This is a genomic window from Ilumatobacter sp., from assembly GCF_030065885.1.
Lineage (GTDB): Bacteria > Actinomycetota > Acidimicrobiia > Acidimicrobiales > Ilumatobacteraceae > Ilumatobacter.
Genome location: NZ_JASJCS010000060.1, coordinates 1 through 18888, shown reverse-complemented (window position 1 = coordinate 18888; position 18888 = coordinate 1). Strand labels below are relative to the sequence as shown.

Genomic DNA, 18888 nt, shown 5'->3' with positions numbered 1-18888 from the left:
CCGCCGCCACCTCGCCGCGCCGCCCCGGATTCTGTGGCAGTCATCAGCGTGCGCAGCGGCAGTGAGCAGCGTGCTCGCGGGCGGTTCGATCGCGCTCATGCGTTGACGGTGTTCCTCCGCCCGGCGTCGGTAACCTCGTGCAACGGTCTGCGGGCCGGCCACACGGCGACGCGGACCAGGTATTCCTCATGAGCAACAGCGGCGACGCCACGGTCATCAACGACCGTTACGAGATCCACAAACGAGTCGGACGCGGCGGGATGGCCGACGTCTTCATGGCACGTGACCTGCTGCTCGACCGGCAGGTCGCGATCAAGGTGCTGTTCCCCGAGTTCGCGGTCGACCCGAACTTCGTCGAGCGCTTCCGCCGCGAGGCACAGGCGGCCGCCAACCTGAGCCACCCGAACATCGTCAACGTCTACGACTGGGGCAAGTACGAGGGCACCTACTTCATCGCGATGGAGTACGTGCAGGGTCGGACGCTCGCCGAGATCCTCAAGACCAACAAGCAGCTGACCCCGAAGCAGGCCGCGGAGATCGCGTCCGAGGTCGCCGCAGCGCTCGGCTTCGCGCACGAGGCCGGCCTGGCGCACCGCGACATCAAGCCGGCGAACATCCTGATCGGCTCGAACGGTCAGGTGAAGGTCGCCGACTTCGGCATCGCGCGAGCAATGAACTCCGCCACCGAGTCCAACCTCACCCAGGCCGGCTCGGTGATGGGCACCGCGTCCTACTTCTCCCCCGAGCAGGCGCAAGGGGCGCAGCCCGACCCGCGCAGCGACCTCTACTCGCTCGGCATCGTGATGTACGAGATGGTGGCCGGCAGGCCGCCGTTCACCGGTGAGAACCCGGTCAGCATCGCCTACAAGCAGGTCCACGACCAGCCGACCCCGCTCAACAAGATCGTCGAGGGTGTGCCACGACCGCTCGAGGCGATCATCGCCAAGCTGCTGGCGAAGGACCCGAAGCTGCGCTATCCGAGCGCACACGCGCTACGCGACGACCTCAGGCGGTTCCGCAACGGCGAGCAGGTGCAGGCGCTCGTGGCGGCCGCCGCGCGCCCGACGCCGACGGGCGGCGTCCCCCGACCGACCGCACCGACGCAACCGGTCGACACCACCCCGCCGATCGCCGAGCGCGAGCCGGCGGCTCCCACCGCACACCCGCAGATCGCCGGCGCGCCGACGGCGGCGATGCCGACGCAACCCGGCCCCGACCTGACCGCCTACCCGCCCGGCGCCTCCGCCGACGCCACCTACTACCAGGACAACAACTCGCGGACCGGCTGGTACGCGCTGGCCGCGTTCGTCGCGCTGGTCGCCCTCGTCGCCGGCGGCGTGCTGCTCTACCAGGGCCTCACGCGCGAGTCCGAGACCACGTCACAGCTCACCCTCGACGACTACACCAACCAGCCGCTGCAGACCGTCGTCGGTGCGCTGCAGGCCCTCAACCTGCCGTTCGAGTCGATCGCCGAGGACAACCCGCTGGTGAACGAGGAGTTCGTGCACCGCACCGATCCACCGGCCGGCACCGTGGTTGCCGAGGGGCAGGTCATCCAGCTGTACTACCGCCCGACCGCGGCGCTCGTGGCGATCCCCAACGTGGAGGGGCGCACCCTCGAGGAAGCCCGCAACGTGCTCGGTAGCGCCGGATTCCAGATCGAGGAGGAGATCGAGCTCAGCGACATCGCCGCGGGCCTGGTCATCCGCACCGACCCGCCCGCGGACACCCGCGTCGAACAAGAGCGGGTCGTCACCGTCTTCATCTCGGGCGGGCCCGACCAGATCGCCGTGCCACCGACGGTGATCAACGACCCGGTCGAGGATGCCCGCGCACTGCTCGAATCCGACCAGTTCGGCCTGGTGGTCACGATCTCCGAACAGGTCGACGAGGCGATCCCGGCCGGCGTGGTGATCAGCACCAACCCGCCGCCGAACACCCTCGTCGACAAGGGCAGCACCATCGAGTTGATCGTCAGCGCCGGGCCGGGCCAGGTCCGCGTGCCGCCCCTCGTGGGGCTCTCCGAGGGCGAGGCCCGCAACCTGCTCGACGAGCGCGGGCTCGAGGTCGACGTCACGTACCAGGAGCTCGAACCGGGCGACCCGCAGGACGGCACGGTGCTCGAGCAGAGCGTGCCGCCGACCGACGACATCGACAAGGGCACGACGGTGCAGATCGTCGTCGGCCAGGCACGGGTGGCCGAGACGACGACGACCACGTCGACCACCACCACCACGACCGTGCCCCCGACGACCACCACCACGACCACCACGACGACCACCACGACGACGACCACCACCACCTCGTCGACCACCACGACGACCGAGGCCTAGCTGGACAACGCTTCGCCGGTCGCCGATGCCCGTGCGCACGCGTGCGGCGGGCCGAGCCCGGAGGGCTCGCAGCGTCGAAGCAGAGCGGAGACGGCGAGCACGGCAGGCGAAGCCGGCCATCTCGACAGCGGCGATCGCGACCCCGACACCGAGCAGGTGAGGAGCACGCCAGTTCTCTGACGAGAGCTGGTCGCAGCCGAGCTCCGGCAGGCGAGGGCTACCGGCCCGAGCCCGTGCGCAGCCCGAACGTCTAGGCCGAGCCCGTGCGCAGCCCGTTCAGCTCGTTCTGGCGAGAAAGTTACGGAGCAGGTCGTGGCCGCAGCCGGTCAGGATGCTCTCGGGATGGAACTGCACACCCTCGACGTCGACGTCACGGTGACGCACGCCCATGACCACCCCGTCGACCGATCGGGCCGTGACGTCGAGGACGTCGGGCACGGTGCCGGGGTCGAGCACCAGCGAGTGGTACCGCGTGGCGGTCAGCGGTGACGGCAGCCCGGCGAACACGCCGGCGCCGTCGTGCTCGATCGGCGACGTCTTGCCGTGCATGAGCTCGGGCGCAGCCACCACGTCGGCGCCGTAGACCTGGCCGATGGCCTGATGTCCGAGGCACACGCCGAGCACGGGTGTGCCGGCGCCGGCGAACGCGGTGACGGCCTCGCAGATGATGCCGGAGTGCTCGGGACGTCCTGGCCCGGGTGACAGCAGCACGCCGTCGGGCTCGAGCGCGAGCGCCTCGTCGACGGTGATCTCGTCGTTGCGGTGCACCACCGGATCGGCCCCGAGCTCACCCAGGTACTGCACCAGGTTGTACACGAACGAGTCATACGAATCGATCACGAGCACCCGCGCCACGAGCGGGAGCCTACGAAGAAGCTCGCCCCGCGCCGCAAGCAGTTGTCAGACCAGGAGAGGCGCCCGGCCACAGGCCGGCGCCAAACGAAGCGCGGTGGGGGTGGCATGGAGGGGGCGAATGGTCGGCCCCCTCCACCGTCGACCGATCCGGCTCTGCCGGTCGGTCGATCAGGATTGGGTCGGCCGCAGGCCGTCAACACAACAGGGAGGAACGGAGCCGAGCAAAGCGAGCGAGTGACGACCTAGACTCGCCCCGTGGCACCTCCCAAGCGCAAGACCGGTGGCGGGCGAACGACGCCGAAGGGCACTCGACCCGGCGAGCAGAAGTTCGCGAACCCCGAGGAGAACGTCGCCGGCGTGCACACGTCGTCGCGTTACACGCCGCCGGTCACCTCGGAGATGAAGGCGCCCAAGCAGTGGGTGCCCGTGCTGATGGTGGCGCTGTTCCTGGCCGGGATGGTGATCATCATCCTGCGGAACCTGGTCTTCACGGGCAACAACTGGCTGACGCTGGTCGGCCTCGGCTGCATCCTCGGCGGCCTCTACACCGCCACCAAGTGGCGCTAGCGACCCTGCGAACGCGCCGTCGGCCGGCCCCTGCGCCGGGTCCTCGATCCACAGTCTCGGCGTCGATTGTCCACACTCTGGGAATGACACAGCTGTAGTTCCGCACAGACTTATCCACAGAACTGTGGGAAACCTGCGGTCGGTCGGCCACGGTCAGTCGTAGAGCGGCGCCACCTCGGTCATGTCCTCCAGGCAGTGCTTCGGAGGCGGCGGATCCTCGTCGGGTGCCAACGTCAACTTCAGTTCCACACCACAGACATCGCACCGATACCTCACGTTCACCTTGCGGAGCTCACCGGGCTCGGCCGGCGGCACCGGTGGCGCCGACAGTGCCGTGAGCATCGCCATCCCCGTTTTCCACAGCACGACCATCATCAACAGGCCGGCGATGATCCAGATCACATTCCCCAGGGTGACGGCGAGGATCATGGGCCCACGCTACCGGGTTATCCCCAAGGGCTGTGGGCGAGCGCGCGACCGGTTCGAGCCGCCGCGATCAGCGCCGCGAACCACCTGTTCAGAGGCGTTCGAGCACCGTGGCGTTGGCCAGGCCACCGCCCTCGCACATCGTCTGTAAACCGAACCGGCCGCCGGAGCGCTCGAGCTCGTTGACGAGCGTCGTCATCAGACGGGCGCCGCTGGCACCGAGCGGGTGCCCCAGTGCGATCGCACCGCCGTTCGGGTTGACCTTCGACATGTCGGGGTGGTGCTCGCGTTGCCACGCCAGCACGACCGCTGCGAACGCCTCGTTGATCTCGACCACGTCCATCTGGTCGAGGGTGAGACCCGCGCGGTCGAGCACCTTCGAGGTGGCCGGGATCGGCGCGGTGAGCATCAGCCGTGGATCGGTGCCGGCGAGCGCGAAGTCGACGAAACGGGCCCGCGGCGTGAGACCGAGCGCGTCGGCCTTCTCCTCGCTCATGATGAGGAGCGCTGCCGAGCCGTCGGTGATCTGCGACGAGTTGCCGGCGGTCACGCGGCCACCGTCCTCCTCGGCGACGAACGCCGGCTTCAGCTTGGCGAGCGTCTCGACGTCGGTCGCCCGGAGTCCCTCGTCGCGGGTCACGAGCTGCTCGTCGGTGCCGACCACCGGGACGATCTCGCGCTCGAAGCGCCCCTCGTCGCTGGCCATCGCTGCGAGGTGTTGTGAACGGGCGCCGTACTCGTCCATCGCGTCGCGGCAGATCGACCACTGTTCGGCGATCAACTCGGCCGAGATGCCCTGTGGCACGAGCCCGCCCTGGTCGGCGTAGCGGGCGCTGACTTTCGGTCCGAATGGATAGCCGTACTTGCCGTCGGCCATCGACGAGCCCATCGGCACGCGCGTCATGACCTCGACCCCGCCGGCAACGACGACGTCGTAGGCGCCGGCCATCACGCCCTGCGCAGCGAAGTGCGCCGCCTGCTGGCTCGAGCCGCACTGGCGGTCGACCGTGGTGCCCGGCACGGCCTCGGGCCAACCGGCGGCGAGGACCGCGTTGCGGGCCACGTTGGCCGCCTGCTCGCCGACCTGCATCACGCAGCCGAACACGACGTCGTCGACCACTCCGGGATCGAGGTCGTTGCGTTCCTGGATCGCGCGGAGCGTCTCGGCCGCGAGATCGACGGGATGCCAGCCGCTGAGCTTGCCGTTGCGACGGCCGAGCGGCGTGCGAACGGCGTCGACGATCACGGCGGTGTGCATCCGGCGAGTCTGCTCGCCGCCACCGGGATCCGCAGAGTCGGACGCCTCTGGCGACCGTGACGCCGGTCACGCGAGAATCGGAGACCATGACAGCGCGTTCGACCGCATCCGAGATCGACGCCCGCGTCGCGGGCCTGACGATCCCCAAGCAGTTCCTGCAACTCGCCGAGCAACACCCCGACGCAACGCTGTTGAAGTCGATGACCGCCGACGGCGGGTGGAACACGTTCACGGTCAGCGACGTCCGCAGCCTCGCCGCACGGGTCGCCGCCGGGCTCGCCGCCAACGACGTCACGCCCGGCGAGCGGGTCCTGCTGATGATGCGCAACCGGCCCGACTTCCACTGGTTCGACCTCGGCGCCCAGTTCGTGCGGGCGACACCCGTGTCGATCTACAACTCCTCCTCGCCCGAGGAGATCCAGTATCTCGCCCATCACGCCGAGGCCGAGGTCGCCGTGCTCGAGGACGACTCGTTCCTCGAGCGGGTCCTCAAGGTGCGCGACGAGCTACCCCACCTCCAGCAGATCTACGTGATCCACCCGCCCGAGGGTCCACTCCCCGACGGCGTGTTCGCGGCTGCCGACCTGCTCGGCCACGGCGAGGCCGACCTCGATGCACTCGGCGACGCCACGAGCCCCGACGACCTCGCCACGCTGATCTACACCTCGGGCACCACCGGGCCGCCCAAGGGCGTCATGTTGAGCCAGTACAACATCGTGTTCACCGTCGAGCTGCTGCTCGAGTGCTTCGAGCGCACGCACGAGGAGGCGCAGGGGTGGCGGGTCGTGTCCTACCTGCCGATGGCGCACATCGCCGAGCGGGCGACCAGCCACTACGGGACGCTCGTCTTCGGCTACGAGGTCGCCTGCTGCCCCGATCCGAACGAGCTGATGCCCTACTTGAAGGAGGTCCAACCGCAGCTCCTGTTCGGCGTTCCCCGGGTGTTCGAGAAGATCTACGCCGGCGTCAACGCCGCGCTCGCCGCCGACCCCGAGAAGCAGCAGCAGTTCAACGACGGCGTCGCAGCGGCGATCGAGATCAACCGCGCCAAGTTCGACGGCACCGCCACCCAGGAGCAGCTCGACACGCTCTCGTTCCTCGATGCTGTGGCCTTCGAGGCCGTGCGGGGGTTGGTCGGCCTCGACGCGATCGAGCTGGCCATCACCGGCGCGGCGCCGCTCCCGGCCGAGATCCTCGAGTGGTTCAACGCGATCGGCGTGCCGCTCTCGGAGATCTACGGCATGTCCGAGTCGACCGGTCCGATGACGTGGACACCGCTGCGCAACAAGCCGGGCTACGTCGGACAGGCGATCCCCGGCATGGAGGTCGCGATCGCCGAGGACGGCGAGGTCATCGCCCGCGGCGGCAACGTGTTCCAGGGCTACCTCAAGCAGCCCGAGAAGACCGCCGAGACGATCATCGACGGCTGGTTGCACTCCGGCGACATCGGTGAGCTCGACGACGAGGGCTATCTCAAGATCGTCGACCGCAAGAAGGAGCTGATCATCACCTCCGGCGGCAAGAACATCAGCCCCGCCAACCTCGAGGCGGCGCTCAAGATGATCCCGCTGATCGGCCAGGCCTGCGCGATCGGCGACCAGCGCAAGTTCTGCTCCGCGTTGCTCGTGCTCGACCCCGAGGCCGCTCCGATCTGGGCGGCGGCCAACGGCAAGGAGGGCATGTCGCTGCTCGAGCTCGCCGAGGACCCGGACGTCCGCGCCGTGATCCAAGCCGGCGTCGACGAGGCGAACCAGCAGTTCGCGCAGGTCGAGCAGATCAAGAAGTTCGTGCTGCTCGGCGAGGAGTGGCTCCCCGACTCCGACCTGCTCACTCCGACGTCCAAGCTCAAGCGGCGCGGCATCCACGCCCGGTACGCCGACGAGATCGAATCCATGTACGCGTAGACCGGGCTGCGCACGTGGCGGCGAGCCCTGCGGGCTCGTCGCTGATGTAGCGGCCGCCCTCCCGGAGCTGCGGGGCGACCAGTTCTCGCAGAGGACTGGCGCGCTCCTCGCCTCCCTGCCCGAGGCTGGCGGCCGGTTCGGCGAGATGACTGGCTGCGCCTGCCGAAGCTCGCCACCTCCGCAACGGCGCCCTCGGCGCCGCCGCTTCGGCGCTCGCCCACCGCACGTCGACCACAAGCGATCGGGCTGCGCACGGGCTCGGGCCGATGGCCCTCCGCCTGCCGCGGGGAGACCTGCCGTGGTCAGGCGGTGATCGAGGCGGCGGGCTCGCCGCGGCGGCGGGCCGGGAGGGGCTTCTTGGCCGGCTTGGGCACGGCGTCGGGTCCGAGCAGCGAGCTGTTGGTCGAGAACACGCCGGGGCTCGCCTCACGCCGGATCGAATGCGTCGGACGGAACGCCGACCGCCGGATGTCGACGAGCAGGTTGCGGGTGGCCGCGGCGAGGGTACGAACGGCGAGGATCGGGTGGCGCCAGAGCCACAGATGGCGGCGGGCGCCACGGCAGGGGTAGGTGAGCTGGCCCAGCAGGTGGTTCGGCAGCTGCGGCGACACGCCGTAGCGGGCGGGGCGACGTCCGGTCGTGTGCTTCGGCATGAAGAACGTGCCGAACAGCAGGTCCCACCACGGCAGGGCCGCGCCGTAGTTGTGGCCGACGGCATCGTCCTCGCTGGAGTGGTGCCAGTGGTGGAACTCGGGATTGGCGGCGACCTTGTCCAGGTAGCGCCACCGGAACCGGACGTTGGCGTGGAAGAACAGTCCGAGGATGATCTGGAACACGGCGAACACGCCGGCCAGCTCGGCATCGAACCCGGCGCCGATCAGGAAGAAGAACGCCGGCGCGATCACGACGCCGTCGAACGGGTGGATGCGGAACCCGCTGACCCAGTCCATGTGCTCGGGCGAGTGGTGCACCGAGTGGAACCGCCACATGAACGGCACCTCATGGGCGAACCGGTGCGTCCAGTACGAGACGAAGTCGAACATCAGGAAGCCCACGAACGGCAGCGCGGCGGCGGGGATCAGGCCCACCAGCGGCGACAGCGCGAGGCCGGGCAGCCAGAACAGGCTGAGCCCGCCGATGACGACGAGCGCGACGATGCCGACGACGTTGAGCAACGGGCCGAGCAGCGCGTAGCTGATGTCGGTCCCGACCAGCGGCCGCCGGATGCGCTGGCCCTTCTGGCGTGGGTACATCTTCTCGAACGGCACGATCAGGACGAACAGCACGATGACGCCGGTGAAGATCGCGCTGTCGATGAGGAACGCCAGTCCGATCGCGGCGGCCATCAGCGTCAGTCGTGCGACCCGGGCGAGGCGCTGCCGCGACGGCGGCTTCGAAGGACCGTGTGGCGCCGGCGGTGGCGGCGGTGGCGGGGGCGGGGGGAAGGCGTCGAACCGTGGCGGCGGCAGCGTGCTCACTGTGGTCGGGGTGTCCATGCCCATCCTGTCGAGGCCGGTGCCCGAACCGGTTCACTCGGTGGGCGTCAGCGGCGATCTCGTCGAGCGGTGACCGATGGCCCGTGCGCGTGACGGACCGCCCGCAGTCGTCAGCCGAGGTCGAGCCGGCGGCCGTCGAGCGGGTCGAGCAGGACGTAGCGGTCGAGGTGGAGTCGCACGCGATCGCCGTCCTGCGGCATCGGGCCGGCGGACCCGGCCAACGTGACCGTCATCGGTCGCCCACCGACGCGACACCAGAGCAGCGTCGAGCCCCCACGACGGTGCACACGATCGACGTCGACCTCGATCGTCCCGTTGGGATCCAGCTGCCACCACTCGGGGCGCACGACCATCTGCAACCGACGGTGAGCGTGACGGCGCAGCGCGGGCTGCCAGGCGCGCTGCTTGAACCCACCGTGCTCGAGCCACGATCCGTCGCGGTCGGTCGTGACCGTCACCTCGAGCACATCGGCGTCACCGGTCAGGAACGCGGCCGCCGCCGTCTGCGGATCGTCGTACACGTCGAGCGGTGCGCCGACCTGCGTGATCCGGCCGCGCTCGATCACGGCGATCCGGTCGGTCATCGTCATCGCGTCGACCGGGTCGTTCGTGGCGACGAGCGCCGTCACGCCGAACCCGCGCTGGATCATCAGCAGCTCACGACGCAGGTGCATGGTCCGCTCGGCGTCGAGATGGGCGAAGGGCTCGTCGAGGAGGAGCACGGCCGGGCTGCGGACCATCGCCCGCGCCACCTGCACCATCTGGACCTCGCCGGCGGAGAGCTCGTCCGGGGAACGTTCGAGGATCGTCTCGATGTGCAGCGCTCGCGCCTCGGCACCGACGCGCCGGCGGATCTCCTCGAGCGCGGCGTGGCGCATCTCGAGCGGGAACGAGATGTTCCGGCGTGCGTTCCGGTGCGGGTAGAGCGCGGCTTGTTGGAACACCATCGCGATGTTGCGTTCACCCGGCTGCGTGGCGGTGACGTCGGTGTGGTCGAACAGCACGGCGCCACGTGCCAGCTGGTCGAGCCCTGCCACCGCCCGCAGCAACGTCGTCTTGCCGCTCCCCGAGCTCCCGACGATGCCGACGACCGTGCCCGCCTCGGCGACCAGGTCGGCGCCGCGCAGCAGCTCGCTGCCGCCTTTCTCGACGGTGACGTCCCGGAGCTCGACCTGGGTCATCTCGCTGCCCTCGCCGCCGAGCGTAGAGCGGCCCCGCGACGAGCGCTCAGCGCGGGGCCAGCGCCCGTACGACGAGCTCGACGAGCACGTCGGCGTCGCGGCTCGTCACGTCTTCGTCGGCGAACATCCGCTTCGAGACGAAGGGGCCTTCGACCATGTGCATCGCCAGGTCGACGTCGATGCTCGGATCGACCTCGCCACGCGCCATCGCCCGCTGGAGCACGACGCGCAGCGGCGCATGGCGCTGCTCCTTGACGTTGCGGAACGTGGCGGCGAACTCGGGGTCGGTGATCGACCGCTTGAGGATCGAGACGAACAGCTGGCGGATCTTCGGGTTGCCGGCGACCGCCATGAAGGTGTTCAGCATCTCGCGCAGGTCGTCGCGCAGCGAGCCGGTGTCGGGCGCATCGACCTCCTCGATCAGATCGTCGACGGCGACCAACAGCAGCTCGTCGCCGGTCCGGAAGTGCCGGTAGAGCGTCGACTTCGCGACACCGGACCGGCGGCTGACCTCGTCGATCGTGAACCCGTCGAGGCCGTGCAGCATCACGATCTCCTGGGTCGCCAACAGCATCTTGGCGCGTGCGGTCTCGCTGAGCGGTCGGGCCATATCGCACCATCACCGTATCGGAATACCCCGGCCAGGTGCCCAGTCCTGTTGTGACGGATGCCACATATCGATACGGCTCCGTTGCGTTACTCGGCGATCTGGAGTAGAACAGCCCGAACCGCCATCACCCACCCACAGGAGTACCACCCCCATGTACCGCTCCCTCGCACGCTGGTGCTACCAACACCGCTGGCTCGTCGTCGCGATCTGGGTCGCCGCGATCGTCGGCGCCAACGCCGTCGGCGCCGCCGTCGGCTCCGCCTTCAACGGCGAGTTCGAGACCCCCGCCTCCGAGAGCACGCGCGGCTTCGAGACCGTCGAGGAGTACTTCCCCGGCGCCGGCAGCTCGTTCGGCGGCTCGATCGTGTTCCAGTCCGAGGACGGTGTCGATCGCGCCGAGGTCGAGGCCGAGATGACCCGGGTCTTCGAGGAGGTCGACGAGCTCGACGGCGTCACCGTCGTCAGCCCGTACACCGAGCTCGGCGCGCAGCAGATCTCCGAGGACGGCACGATCGCGTTCGCGCAGGTCAACCTGGCGAACGACGTCGACCAGACCGAGTCGGGCGAGATCGGCGTCGAGATCAACGAGCTCGCCGCGGAGGTCGAGTCGGAGATCGCGGGGTTGCGGATCGAGGTCGGCGGCCAGGCGCTCGCCGAGTTCGAGCCGCCCGAATCCGAGCTCATCGGCCTCGCGTTCGCGATCGTCGTGCTGATCGTTGCGTTCGGTTCGGTGCTGGCGATGGGCCTCCCGATCGGCATCGCGCTCGCCGGGGTCGGCACGGGCATCGGCCTCGTGACACTGCTGACGAACGCCTTCACCATCCCCGACTTCGCACCTCTGATCGGCATCATGATCGGGCTCGGCGTCGGCATCGACTACGCGCTCTTCATCGTCACCCGATACCGCGAGCTGACCCGGACCGGCTCCACCCCCGAGCAGGCGGTGCTCGGGGCGATGGACACCGCCGGGCGCGCGGTCATGTTCGCCGGCATCACGGTGGTGCTCTCGCTGCTCGGCATGTTGCTGATCGGCTTGCAGTTCGTGGCCGGGCTCGGCATCGCCGCGGCCACGACGGTCGCCGTCACACTGGTCGCCTCGATGACGTTGCTGCCTGCGATGATCTCGCTGACCACGTCGCGCATCGAGGTCACCCGTTGGCGCGGCCTGATCGCCGCGGGCTTCGTGGCCATCGCGCTGCTCGGCATCGGTCTCGGCATCCCAGTGCTCGGTGCGATCGGTGGCATCTTCGCGGCGGCGACGATCGTCGCCAGCTTCGCCGTGAAGCCGCTCCGCGAGATCGTGCCACCGCGGCGCGAGCGGCCGCTGCGCGACACCATCGCCTACAGGTGGAGCCATCAGATCCAGGCCCGGCCGTGGACGTACGTGCTGCTCGGCGGCGGTGTGCTGCTCGCGCTCAGCGCCCCCGTGCTCGGGTTGCGGCTCGGCTTCTCCGACGAGGGCAACTTCAGCGAGGAGACCACCACCCGGCAGGCCTACGAGCTCGTCGCCGAGGGCTTCGGCCCTGGCTTCAACGGCCCGTTCCTGCTCGCCGCCGAGGTCGACGACCCGGGCGACGCCGCCACGCTGGAGGCGCTCAGCTCGGCGATCGCCGCCGACCCGGGCATCAACCGGGTCTCGCCGCCGTTCCCGAGCAACCAGGACGACCCCGCGACCTCCGAGGCGTTCCTGCTGCAGATCATCCCCGAGACGGCGCCGCAGGACGCCGACACCGAGCGCACCGTGCTCCGCCTGCGCGACGACGTGATCCCGCCGATCGTCGACGGCACCGGTGTCGAGGCCAACCTGACCGGTGCGGTGCCCGCCAACATCGACTTCAGCGACTTCCTCGGCGGCCGGATCATCATCTTCTACACCGCCGTGCTCGGCGTGTCGTTCCTGCTGTTGATGATGGTGTTCCGCTCGCTGCTCGTGCCGCTCAAGGCCGTGATCATGAACATGCTGTCGATCTCGGCGGCCTACGGCGTCGTGGTCGCGATCTTCCAGTGGGGCTGGTTCGGCGGCCTGACCGGCATCGAGGCGGCTCCGATCGAGCCGTTCATCCCGATGATGCTGTTCGCGATCGTGTTCGGCCTCTCGATGGACTACGAGGTCTTCCTGCTCTCGCGCATCAAGGAGGAGTACGACCGCACCGGTGACGCCGTCAACTCCGTCGCAGACGGTCTCGCTGCAACAGCGCGGGTCATCAGCGCCGCGGCCGCGATCATGGTGGTGGTCTTCGGCTCGTTCCTGCTCGAGGACGACCGCATCGTGAAGCTGTTCGGCACCGGCCTCGCGCTGGCTGTGCTCCTCGACGCAACGCTCGTCCGCATGCTGCTCGTGCCGGCCACGATGGAGCTGCTGGGCAGCCGCAACTGGTGGATCCCCGGTTGGCTCGATCGCCGTCTGCCGCGCCTCAACGTCGAGGGCCCGGCGCTCGACCAGCTGCACGCTCCCCCCTCGGAGTCCCCGCCCGACCGCTCCGACGACGAACCCGACGAGGTGCGAGAACCGGTGCCGGTCTCGTAGCCACCCGGCTCAGCCGGCACCGTCGTCGACGAGCTCGTCGTCGGCGACGGTGCCCAGCACCGAGTTCAGTGCGGTCACCGCGGCGATCTGGTCGTCGGTCAGTCGCGCCGCAAAGCGCTCCTGCACCGATCGCCGGAACGTGATGTTCATCTCGCGCCAGAGCGCCCGCCCGCGCGGCGTCAGCTCGACGTCGACGGCGCGGTGGTCGTCGGGGTCGACGTTGCGGTGCCGCGCGACCCAGCCCTCCTCCTCCAGCCGATCGAGGCGCCGGCTCAGGCTCGACGGCGGGATCCGCATGGCGGCCGCCACGTCGATCGGGCGGGCCAGTCCGCCGAGGTCGCGCAGCGCCGCCAGCACCTCGAACGAGCCGAGCGGCACCGCCCACTCCGACCGGACGTCGTCGTCGATCGCGCGAGCGACGTCGCTGACGATCGACTGAAGCTCGCGCCAGGCCGTCAACCGTGTGGCGTCGAGGCGCGGCATCGGTGCGTCAGGCCGTCGCCTTGAGCGCGTCCGCGAACGCGTCGACCGCCTCGTCGATCTCGGCCGCGGTCACCACGAGCGGGGGCATCCAGCGGATGATGTTGCCGTCGGTGCCGGTGCTCATCAGGATGAGGTGGCCGTCGTGGAGACAGTGCTCGAGCACCGGCGGCACGCGCTCGGCGTGGTCGAAGCTGGAGGCCACCATCAGCCCGGGCCCGCGGACCTGACGGAGCTCGGGGAAGCGCTCCTTCAGCTCGCTGAGGCCGTCGCGGAGCTGGTTGCCGCGGGCCCGCACGTTGTCGAGGAAGCCCGGCTCGCTCATCACCTCGATCGTGGCCAGCGCCGCCGCGCACCCGATCGGGTTGCCGCCGTACGTACCGCCGTGGCTGCCGGTCGGCCACAGGTCGTCGAGCTCGCGCCGGGTACCCAGGGCGGCGAACGGGAACCCCGATGCGATGCCCTTGGCCATGCAGATGATGTCGGGCTCGACCTCGAACCGGTCGACGGCGAACCACTCGCCCGTGCGACCGAAGCCGCTCTGCACCTCGTCGGCGACGAAGAGGATGCCGTGCTCGCGGCATCGCTCGGCGATGCCCTCGACGAATGCCTGCGGCGCCGGGATGTAGCCGCCTTCGCCGAGCACCGGCTCCATCACGACGGCCGCTGTCTCGCCCGGCGCGGTCTGCGTCACGAGCAACCGGTCGAACGAGCGGAGCGAGGCGTTGATCGTCGTTTCCTGGTCCGATGCCAGCGGGTCGGGGAAGGGCGCCACGAACACGCCGCTCGGCAGCGGGGCGTATCCCGCCCGGTACGACGTCTTCGACGTCGTCATCGCCATCGCGAGATGGGTACGGCCGTGGAACGAACCCTGGAAGACGATCACGTTCGGTCGCCCGGTCGCCCGCTTCGCGAGCTTGACCGCGGCCTCGGTGATCTCGGCGCCGGAGCTGGCGAAGAAGAACGTGTCGATGGGCCCGGGCGTGATGTCGGCGAGCTTCGCCGCGAGGGGCTCGAGCCGGTCGTGGGTCATGGTGTTGACCTGGCCGTGGATCAACCGCTCGGCCTGCTCGGAGATGGCGGCGGTGACCTTCGGATGGCAGTGACCGGTCGAGTTCACGGCGATGCCCGCGGCGAAGTCGAGGTAGTCGTGTCCATCGACCGTGGTGACCCGACACCCGCGACCGGTGGCGATCTGGAGGTCGGTCACCTTGAACCACACGTTCGAGAGGTGCGACATACCGCGAGCCTATGCACACTCCGGCCGGGACGGCCCACCTCCGGCGGTCGGCCGCAGCGGAGACCCTGAACCAATCTTGACGCAGCGGATCGCCGCCACCGGCCGATGAAGATGCCGTGCGAATCACCAAAGCGGGAATTGGTGTCCTCGCCGCCATGGCGAGCGCGGGGACGATGACCATCACGATGACCGGCGGGACGGCCGGCGCGTCGATCGGACCGGATGTCGTCGTCTCGGAGATCATGATCAACCCGCGCGACGTCTACGACTCGCGCGGGGAATGGATCGAGCTCACCAACCGCGGCGACGAGTCCGACGACCTCGAGGGCTGGACGATCACCGACGGCAAGCGCGACCGGGTCACGCTGCCGGCGCTGACGATCGCACCCGGCGAGCGGGTGGTGCTGACGCGAACCGCCGACGCCTACACCAACGGCGGCGCCGAACCGGACTGGGTCTACGGAAACGCCCTCGTGCTGCTCAACCGCGGCGACCGGATCATCCTGAGCGACGAGGACGGCAAGGAGATCGACCGCGTCGACTGGCATCCGGGCAGCGGCATCGAGGTGCCGTCCGGCCGCTCGCTGGCGATGCGGGACATCCTCCTCGACAACGATGCGGTGTCGACCTGGTGCCCGTCGACCACGATCATGACGCGGGGCGACCTCGGTAGCCCGGGCGCCCCCAACGAGTGCGGTGAGCCGGCGGAGCCCCTCGTGATCACCGAGATCCTGCAGAACCCCCGGCGGACCTCCGACTACGCCGGCGAGTTCTTCGAGGTGTTCAACGACGGCGATCAGCCCGTCGACATGGCGGGCTGGACGGTCAAGGACGACGACGGCGACCGGTTCACCGTCGACGCACCGCTCGTGGTCGCTCCCGGCGGCTACGCGGTGTTCGGCATCGCCACCGAGGGCAATGGCGCCGTCGGCGTCGACTACGCCTACGGGCGGGCGATGCGTCTGCACAACGACTTCGACGAACTGGTGATCGCCGACACGCGCGGGATCCAGGTCGATCGCGTCCGGTGGGACAACGGACGATCGTTCCCCGACCCCAACGGGGCGTCGATGTCGCTGATCGATCCGGGCGAGGACAACCTGCAGGCGTCGAACTGGTGCACGGCGACCACACCGTGGGCGTACGGCGACCTCGGCACACCTGGTGAGCCCACCTGGTGCACCGCGCCCGGCGCCTCGCCGATCGTGATCACCGAGGTCATGTTCGACCCGGAGACGCCGACGGGTGAGCGGGCTGCCGAGTGGTTCGAGCTGGCCAACCTCGGCGACCGGAGCGTCGATCTGGACGGCTGGACCGTCACCGCCGGCGACTGGAAGGTCCACACGATCGACTCGCTCAAGATCGAGCCCGGCGAGTTCGCCGTGCTGGCAGCGTCCGACGACACGGAACGCAACGGCGACGTGACCCCCCAATACGTCTACGGCACCGAACCGGACCTGCCGCTCTACAACCGATCGAGCCGCATCGTCCTCACCGACCGCGACGGTGCCATCGTCGATCGGGTCGACTGGAGCGCCGACCGACTGTTCCCGATCCCGTCGGGGCACTCGATCACGCTCGGCTTCCCATCGGCCGACAACGCACTCGGGCCGAACTGGTGCGCATCGACCGCCCGCTGGGCCGGGGGCGACTTCGGCTCCCCGGGCACGCTCGGCACCTGCGAGGCACCGCCAGCACCGCCGGCCGTCTCGATCGTCGAGATCATGCGCAATCCGGCCGCAGTCAGCGACAGCGACGGCGAGTGGTTCGAGCTCCGCAACGCCACCCCCGACGACGTCGACCTCCGCGGCTGGTCAGTCGGCGACGGCGACTCCGACCTGCACGTCATCGAGACCTCGGTCGTGCTGCCTGCGGGCGGCTACGCCGTGCTCGGCCGATCCGCCGACGCGAGCCGCAACGGCGGCGCCGTGATCGACTACGCCTACGCCGACTCGGTCGCGCTCACGAACGACGCGGACACGCTCTCGGTGAGCGATCAGTACGGTCAGCCCGTCGACACGGTCCGCTGGGACCGTGCCTGGCTGCGCCCGAACGGTGCGTCGGTGGCCAATGTGCCCGACGGCTGGTGCGTCTCCGGTCCCCAGTACGGGCTCGGCGACCTCGGCACCCCGGGTGCGCCGAACGACTGCACGCCGCTCGAGCATCGCGACGTGGTGATCAGCGAACTGCACGTCGATCCCCGTGGGGCGAGCGACACGGTCGGCGAGTGGATCGAGCTGACCAACCACGCCGACCAACCGATCGACATCAACGGCTGGCACCTGCGCGACGACGATGCAGGCCGGCACACGATCGATCGGGGTGACCCCTGGGTCCTGCAGCCCGGTGACACCGCGGTCCTGGGCCGCGACCTCGACCCGGCCATCAACGGCGACGTCCCGGTCGACTACTCGTTCGGCGCCGACTTCCCGCTCACCAACAGCGAGGACGAGGTCACGTTGCTCGACGCCGAGCTCGTGTGGGTCGATCGCGTGACATGGACGGTGGACCGGCCGCTGCCCTTCACCTCCGGGTCGTCGGCATCGCTGCGCGAGCTCTCGGCCGACAACAGCGTGGCCGCCAACTGGTGCACGTCGGTCACCGAGTACGGGTCACGCGGCGACCACGGGACGCCCGGTGCCGCCAACACGTGTGTCGTGCCACCACCGCCGTCGACCACGGTGCCGTCGACGACGGTGCCGCCGACCACCGTGCCGCCCACCACCGTGCCGACCACCAGCGTGCCGCCCACGACGGCACCGACGGGTGAGGCCAAGGTGCGCGTGACCGCGATGTGCGCCGCCGTCGACGGCGAGCACGAGGGTCGCTACAAGTTCCGGGTCCGCCACGAGTCGGGTCCCGGACCCCTCGGCTACCGGCTGCAGATCGCCGGGAACGTGCTGCACACCGGCACGATCGACGTCGCCGAGGTCCAGTTCGTGTGGCTGCCGATCCCGTCACGCGGCGTCAAGGTGATCCCCGACGGCGACTGGACCAACCGCTACCGCGGCACGGCCTCGACGAACTCGAAGGCGTGCGCCCCGACGACGCCGGCGACCAGCACGACGACGACCACCGTCCCGCCGACCACCACTGCGCCGCCGACCAGCAGCGTGCCGCCGGACCGGCCCGAGACGTCGGGATTCGGGCTGCTCGCCCTGGCCGACGCGGCCTGCAAGACCGGCCTCAAGCTGACGGGCAGCAGCATCTCGGTCGCCGGAGGGATCCGGTCGAACGGCGACGTGCTGGTGCAGGGCTCGGACGTGGTCGTCGACGGTCCGATCTCGCACGGTGGGAAGGCGAACATCGGCCATCGCGTCGGCTCCACCGGCGTGGTCCAGGACGGCGCGCTCGTGCTGCCGACCCTGCCGTGGACGTTCGAGGCACTCGCCGGGCGCGCGACGAGTCGCCACGCCGGCGACTGGACCGTCAGCGGCGGGACCGTCGAGCCCGGCATCCACCTCGTCGACGGCGATGTCACGATCAGCGGTTCGGCGCCCGACCTGACGGGCGTCACGATCGTGGCGACGGGCAAGGTCACGATCTCGGGCGGTGTCACGATGTCGCCCTTCGAGCCCGGCCTGCCGAGCGTGTTCACCACCCAGGGGTCGTGCGACGACACGGCGATCGGGGTCTCGGGCAGCAGCGTGTCGTGGAGCGGCGCGCTGATCGCACCGAACGGCAAGGTGCAGGTGAACGGCTCGTCGCTGCACGGCGACCATGTGCTGGCGGCGACCATCCAGCTGTCGGGCTCCCGGATCGAGCTCGGCTGAGCCCGGCATCGACCGGTCAGACCTCGAGCGCCAGCGCCTCGCCGAACCCGATGCCCGCCAGCAGATGATTGCGGAACGGCACCACCCGGCGCAGCACGTCCGCGCCACGAACCCCGAGTTCGAGTCCATCGGACTCAAGCGGCGAGCGCCAGCGCCTCACGAACCCGATGCCCGCCAGCAGATGATTGCGGAACGGCACCACCCGGCGCAGCACGTCCGCGCCACGAACCCCGAGTTC

At 69.7% G+C, this 18888-nt stretch carries 14 protein-coding genes; 5 read left to right on the top strand and 9 right to left on the bottom strand.

Features of this window, described 5'->3' with window-relative positions; translation table 11 throughout:
* Window positions 1–188 precede the first annotated feature (188 nt).
* Window positions 189–2333 (top strand): Stk1 family PASTA domain-containing Ser/Thr kinase, encoded by a 2145-nt coding sequence (gene pknB, locus QNJ12_RS13505; RefSeq protein WP_300623235.1) that lies wholly within the window; start codon window positions 189–191, stop codon window positions 2331–2333.
* 276 nt (window positions 2334–2609) lie between these two features.
* Here pknB and QNJ12_RS13500 read toward each other — a convergent pair whose 3' ends face one another.
* Window positions 2610–3188: an aminodeoxychorismate/anthranilate synthase component II gene (locus QNJ12_RS13500; protein ID WP_300623234.1), complete on the bottom strand. Its 579-nt coding sequence runs from the start codon at window positions 3186–3188 to the stop codon at window positions 2610–2612.
* 255 nt (window positions 3189–3443) lie between these two features.
* Here QNJ12_RS13500 and QNJ12_RS13495 point away from each other — a divergent pair, with 255 nt between their 5' ends.
* A complete protein-coding gene (locus QNJ12_RS13495; protein WP_300623233.1) occupies window positions 3444–3755 on the top strand; it encodes a cell division protein CrgA in 312 nt (103 codons plus the stop codon).
* Window positions 3756–3908: 153 nt separating this feature from the next.
* On the opposite strand, the gene QNJ12_RS13490 is transcribed toward QNJ12_RS13495, so the two are convergent.
* Window positions 3909–4184 carry a hypothetical protein gene (locus QNJ12_RS13490; protein WP_300623232.1) on the bottom strand — a complete coding sequence of 92 codons (276 nt, stop codon included), beginning with the start codon at window positions 4182–4184 and terminating at the stop codon, window positions 3909–3911.
* Between the two features lie 88 nt (window positions 4185–4272).
* A complete protein-coding gene (locus tag QNJ12_RS13485) occupies window positions 4273–5439 on the bottom strand; it encodes a thiolase family protein (protein ID WP_300623231.1) in 1167 nt (388 codons plus the stop codon).
* Window positions 5440–5525: 86 nt separating this feature from the next.
* Here QNJ12_RS13485 and QNJ12_RS13480 point away from each other — a divergent pair, with 86 nt between their 5' ends.
* Entirely contained in the window at window positions 5526–7343 is a 1818-nt protein-coding gene (locus tag QNJ12_RS13480; protein ID WP_300623230.1) for a long-chain fatty acid--CoA ligase, read from the top strand.
* Window positions 7344–7645: 302 nt separating this feature from the next.
* Here the strand turns inward: QNJ12_RS13480 and QNJ12_RS13475 are convergent, their stop codons facing one another.
* The 3 genes from QNJ12_RS13475 to QNJ12_RS13465 form a co-directional block, all read right to left on the bottom strand.
* Complete coding sequence (locus tag QNJ12_RS13475) at window positions 7646–8839, bottom strand: sterol desaturase family protein (RefSeq protein WP_300623229.1); 1194 nt, start codon at window positions 8837–8839, stop codon at window positions 7646–7648.
* Between the two features lie 110 nt (window positions 8840–8949).
* Window positions 8950–10020 carry an ABC transporter ATP-binding protein gene (locus QNJ12_RS13470; RefSeq protein ID WP_300623228.1) on the bottom strand — a complete coding sequence of 357 codons (1071 nt, stop codon included), beginning with the start codon at window positions 10018–10020 and terminating at the stop codon, window positions 8950–8952.
* Window positions 10021–10066: 46 nt separating this feature from the next.
* Complete coding sequence (locus QNJ12_RS13465) at window positions 10067–10630, bottom strand: TetR/AcrR family transcriptional regulator (RefSeq protein WP_300623226.1); 564 nt, start codon at window positions 10628–10630, stop codon at window positions 10067–10069.
* A gap of 151 nt (window positions 10631–10781) precedes the next feature.
* Here QNJ12_RS13465 and QNJ12_RS13460 point away from each other — a divergent pair, with 151 nt between their 5' ends.
* Window positions 10782–13157, top strand: a complete 2376-nt coding sequence (locus QNJ12_RS13460) for an MMPL family transporter (RefSeq protein ID WP_300623224.1) — start codon at window positions 10782–10784, stop codon at window positions 13155–13157.
* 9 nt (window positions 13158–13166) lie between these two features.
* Here QNJ12_RS13460 and QNJ12_RS13455 read toward each other — a convergent pair whose 3' ends face one another.
* Both QNJ12_RS13455 and QNJ12_RS13450 read right to left on the bottom strand, forming a co-directional pair.
* Entirely contained in the window at window positions 13167–13640 is a 474-nt protein-coding gene (locus QNJ12_RS13455) for a MarR family transcriptional regulator (RefSeq protein WP_300623223.1), read from the bottom strand.
* A 7-nt stretch (window positions 13641–13647) separates the two neighbouring features.
* The gene (locus QNJ12_RS13450; protein WP_300623222.1) at window positions 13648–14877 is read right to left on the bottom strand and encodes an aminotransferase class III-fold pyridoxal phosphate-dependent enzyme; all 1230 of its coding nucleotides are present in this window, start codon (window positions 14875–14877) and stop codon (window positions 13648–13650) included.
* Between the two features lie 116 nt (window positions 14878–14993).
* Between QNJ12_RS13450 and QNJ12_RS13445 the strand changes: the two genes are divergently transcribed.
* A complete protein-coding gene (locus QNJ12_RS13445; RefSeq protein ID WP_300623221.1) occupies window positions 14994–18650 on the top strand; it encodes a lamin tail domain-containing protein in 3657 nt (1218 codons plus the stop codon).
* A 16-nt stretch (window positions 18651–18666) separates the two neighbouring features.
* On the opposite strand, the gene QNJ12_RS13440 is transcribed toward QNJ12_RS13445, so the two are convergent.
* On the bottom strand, window positions 18667–18888 hold a 222-nt coding region (locus tag QNJ12_RS13440), incomplete at its 5' end, for a hypothetical protein (protein ID WP_300623220.1).